Origin of the sequence: Saccharomonospora sp. (assembly GCF_027317685.1) — a bacterium.
Lineage (GTDB): Bacteria > Actinomycetota > Actinomycetes > Mycobacteriales > Pseudonocardiaceae > Saccharomonospora.
In genome coordinates this window covers 1-3499 of record NZ_DAHVQP010000084.1, presented here as the reverse complement: position 1 = coordinate 3499, position 3499 = coordinate 1, and the positions used below count along the sequence as shown (strand labels likewise).

Genomic DNA, 3499 nt, shown 5'->3' with positions numbered 1-3499 from the left:
GACTGCTGCGCCGGCGGCCCGATCTCGTCCGGCTCGTTCACCGGTGAGCTCGGCACCGTACGACCACTGTAGTAGCCGAGCACGTGTGTCGGCCTACCACTAGTGCGGATCGGTACCACATCGAGAAGTCCCTCGGAACCCACAGGCATTCGCGAGGGACCCGCTCACAGTCGACTTGTTGCTGGTTACTGACGTAAGGGACAACGAGCGGACCCGTATCCAAATTCCGGCGGTATGCCGTGTCCGCTCAGCGCGAACACGGATTTCGTGGCCTACCGGGCCGGGCATTGCCGCTACGGCCTCCCCGCACGCGGCCCCTGGGGGTGAAACCAGTCCAACGGGGGTTCTTGTTCCCCGAGTCCACTCGGTTGGAGCAACGGAGGGAAGAGCGTGAACCGCGAACGGCACAACCAGTGATCCTCGACACATTCGGCGTGTCGAAAGGGTTGCCGCGGTGAGCCCGGTCATAGGCCGTTCCAGGTGGCTCTCAACGTGTCCGCCAGCGCGCCGGGCGTCCCGGGCAGGCGGTGCACGCGGTCCGCGCCGTCGAGGAACACCAGTATCCGGCCGAGCCCGGACACGTCGATCGCCGTCCGCGGCTTGCTCCTCCGGCGGGTGCCGTCGGAGGTGACCGCGCCGTACAACTGGTGTGCCGCGTCACGCGGCGCGCTCAGCTGGGCCCGCAGTTCGTCGGCCGCGCCGGGATGGGCGAGCGGGTCGGTGTTCGCCATGTCACCGCTGTCCCGGTTCTCGACGTCGCCCCGCGGCACCACCAGGGGACGCACGGACGCGGGAGGGGTTCGCGGCAGGGTGGTCACGAACTCCTCCACCAGATAGCGCGGGTCCACCGGTCGCAGGGCCACGACGTCGCCTCGCACCGAGAGGACCACCGCCTCACCAGCACGTTCCGCCACCAGGTGTGCGCTGTCGTGTGCCGGGTCGGCGAAGGAGCTCCAGCAGTACAACTCGCGTCCGGGTTCGGCGAGTGTGTGAAGCGTGTCGCGGAACTCCGGGGTGAGGACCTCTCCGGTGGCCAGTCCCAGTTCGGCGAGCAGTTGCAGGCATCGCCGGGTGAGCTCTGCTCTTCTGTCCTGTGGCACGTAGAGGCCCAGCGACCCGAGCACCGGGTGCGGGTCGCCGAGCCGTTCGAGGGTCCAGGTGTGCAGCAGAGCCACTCGCGGAACGTCCACGGGGCGTCTGAGTACGGGCACGGTCACCTACCCGCCGATGGTCGGTGGGGCGATCAGGTGCCCGGTCTCGGGGTCGCGCAGCTTCTCGCCCTCCTCGTCGACGAGAGAGAACACCTCGTCGGTCGCCTGCACGTAGTTGCGTTGGTGTTCGTTGTCCTCGCTGCCCTGGCCGCCACGGCCGGCACCGCCCATGGCGCCCATCGGCATCGCGCCGGGGCGAGCTCCCGCGCCCGCGGCTCCACCGGGCTGTGCCGTGGGTTGCGCGCCCGCGTTGGCGCCCGGCCCGAACGGTGCCGCGCCGGTTCCCCGGCCCGGTCCGGCCGCACCACCGCCGACCCCACCGGCTCCACCAACGCCACCGGCGCCACCGCCCGGCACCCCGGCACCGCCGCCGACCGGCCCGAAACCGCCGCCGGGGACGGAACCGCCCGTCGGTCCGAAGCCGCCTCCCGGGCCGAAGCCACCGGAAGCGCCCGGCCCACCGCCGAATGAGCCCGGTTGTCCCGGCCCGAAGGCGGGAGGCTGGTAGGCACCGGGCCGGAGTCCGGACGGGGTGTCGGTCGGCGGCTGGAAACCCGACAGCGACGTGTTCGACCCACCGGACGGCGACGGGGTGGGTGTCCAGTTGCCACCACCGGCCGAGCCCGACACCGAGTTCGGCCCCGACACAGAGGGCGGTGTGGAGATTCCGCCGCCACCTGCTCCCACACCACCGGATAATCCGGAACCGCCCACTCCTTGCGCGGCCGCGTGCGCACCACCGGATTCGTTGAACGTGATCGTGCCCGTGCCGTTGCTCTTACCGGCCGAGTCGTCCTTGTCGATGTTCAAGTCGACGTCGAACTTGTCGTCGATCTGCCCGTAGTCGATGCGTGCCTGTTGCGACATCGACTGCGTGTTCTGTTCGTAGTTCTCGTAGATCCGCCGATTCTGCTCTTCGAGATGTTTGAACTCGTTGATGGCGTCCTCGGTGTCGGTGTCCCACGGAGTGATCCAGTCGTAGGCGTTGCGGGACGGAGGCTCATCGGGCATCGGCATCAGCGAGGCCTTGAGCTGGTCGAAGGCGGAGGCACTGTCACCCAACGCCCGCGCGTTGCCCTCATAGGTGTTCGAAGCCTCGTACGTCGCCTCGATGGCGGGCTTGATCCTGGCTTGCGCGGCCTCGGCACCACCACCGGTCCACGCGCTCTCCAACACGGTCAACGCCCGACGACCACGGTCACTGATCTCGATGTGGCTTTCGGCCAACTGCTGCGCGACCTGGACACCGCTTTCCCATCCGGTCGAGTTACCGGCCTTGACCTGGCGCACAAGCTCGGGCAACGGCATGGCTATCCCAAAAAATTCGTACGTCTTAGTGAGAACGTCAGAACTCCCCATCACCGGCCCGCACGCTCCTTCAGGTTCTCCACCAACAACTCGGCCATCTTTTGGACAGGCTCACACTTGTCTCCCTTGCCCATCCTGTCCCGACTCAGCGTGACTCCGACCGAAATCGTGTATTCATCAGCCAATCCCACAGCCATATGGCATGAGGTATACGGGCTCTCGTCTGCTGAACTAACTACAGCCGGAAAACCATGAAACTCCGGCATCTCTCGCCAGATACCTGCCTGCGGCTTTGTGCTTTGGTAATAACCGCTCAAGCCCTGCCTGGTTTCCGTGCCTAAATAGACAGAGAACCCTGCTCCCGACTTCGGATCCTGCCAGTCACAGGATGGCCCGGTCTTCAAGTCATTGCGCTGCCCCTCAGGAGCGTCATCGCCTAACATCTCTTCCACTTGATCACGCGTGAGAACCTCACAAGGATCAATCGCAAGCACCGATTCCGGCAACGGATCACTCACCGCCGGAGCACCACTATGCGGCAACTGACCCCCAGGTAACTGACTCTCACTCGACGACGAACTCACCGGCTGCGAAACATCGGAGCTCGGGGAAACGGGAGACGCTACGCCATCCGACGTACCCGAACACCCAGCGACCAACAACACAACCACGCCAACCAGCACGGCGCCTCTACCCCGACTCATCTGAAGAAGCCCCTGCCCCCACTAAAACCAGAGCCTCCCATCACCGGCCCGCACGCTCCTTCAAGTTCTCCACCAACAGCTCGGCCATGTCCTGAGCCATGTCACATGGGCTAATCTCGCCATCCTTAGATCGACTCGGATTCGCATGTACGTCTACCGTGATCTCGTCAGACAAACCGACCGCAACCGTGCAGGACACCTGGTCCTTGTACTTCTGGAATGCGACAGCTGGAAAACCACCGATCGGCGGCAACTCATGCCACACCTCTACCTGTG

General features: G+C 65.6%; 4 protein-coding genes. All 4 read right to left on the bottom strand.

Annotated elements, in window-relative coordinates:
* Positions 1-464 precede the first annotated feature (464 nt).
* Positions 465-1211, bottom strand: a complete 747-nt coding sequence (locus M7H19_RS10105) for an ESX secretion-associated protein EspG (protein ID WP_363321362.1) — start codon at positions 1209-1211, stop codon at positions 465-467.
* A gap of 6 nt (positions 1212-1217) precedes the next feature.
* Positions 1218-2519 carry a hypothetical protein gene (locus M7H19_RS10100; protein WP_298180071.1) on the bottom strand — a complete coding sequence of 434 codons (1302 nt, stop codon included), beginning with the start codon at positions 2517-2519 and terminating at the stop codon, positions 1218-1220.
* 50 nt (positions 2520-2569) lie between these two features.
* The gene (locus tag M7H19_RS10095) at positions 2570-3223 is read right to left on the bottom strand and encodes a DUF3558 domain-containing protein (protein ID WP_298180069.1); all 654 of its coding nucleotides are present in this window, start codon (positions 3221-3223) and stop codon (positions 2570-2572) included.
* A 40-nt stretch (positions 3224-3263) separates the two neighbouring features.
* Positions 3264-3499, bottom strand: a 236-nt coding sequence (locus M7H19_RS10090) for a DUF3558 domain-containing protein (RefSeq protein ID WP_298180066.1), incomplete at its 5' end; no start/stop codon positions are given.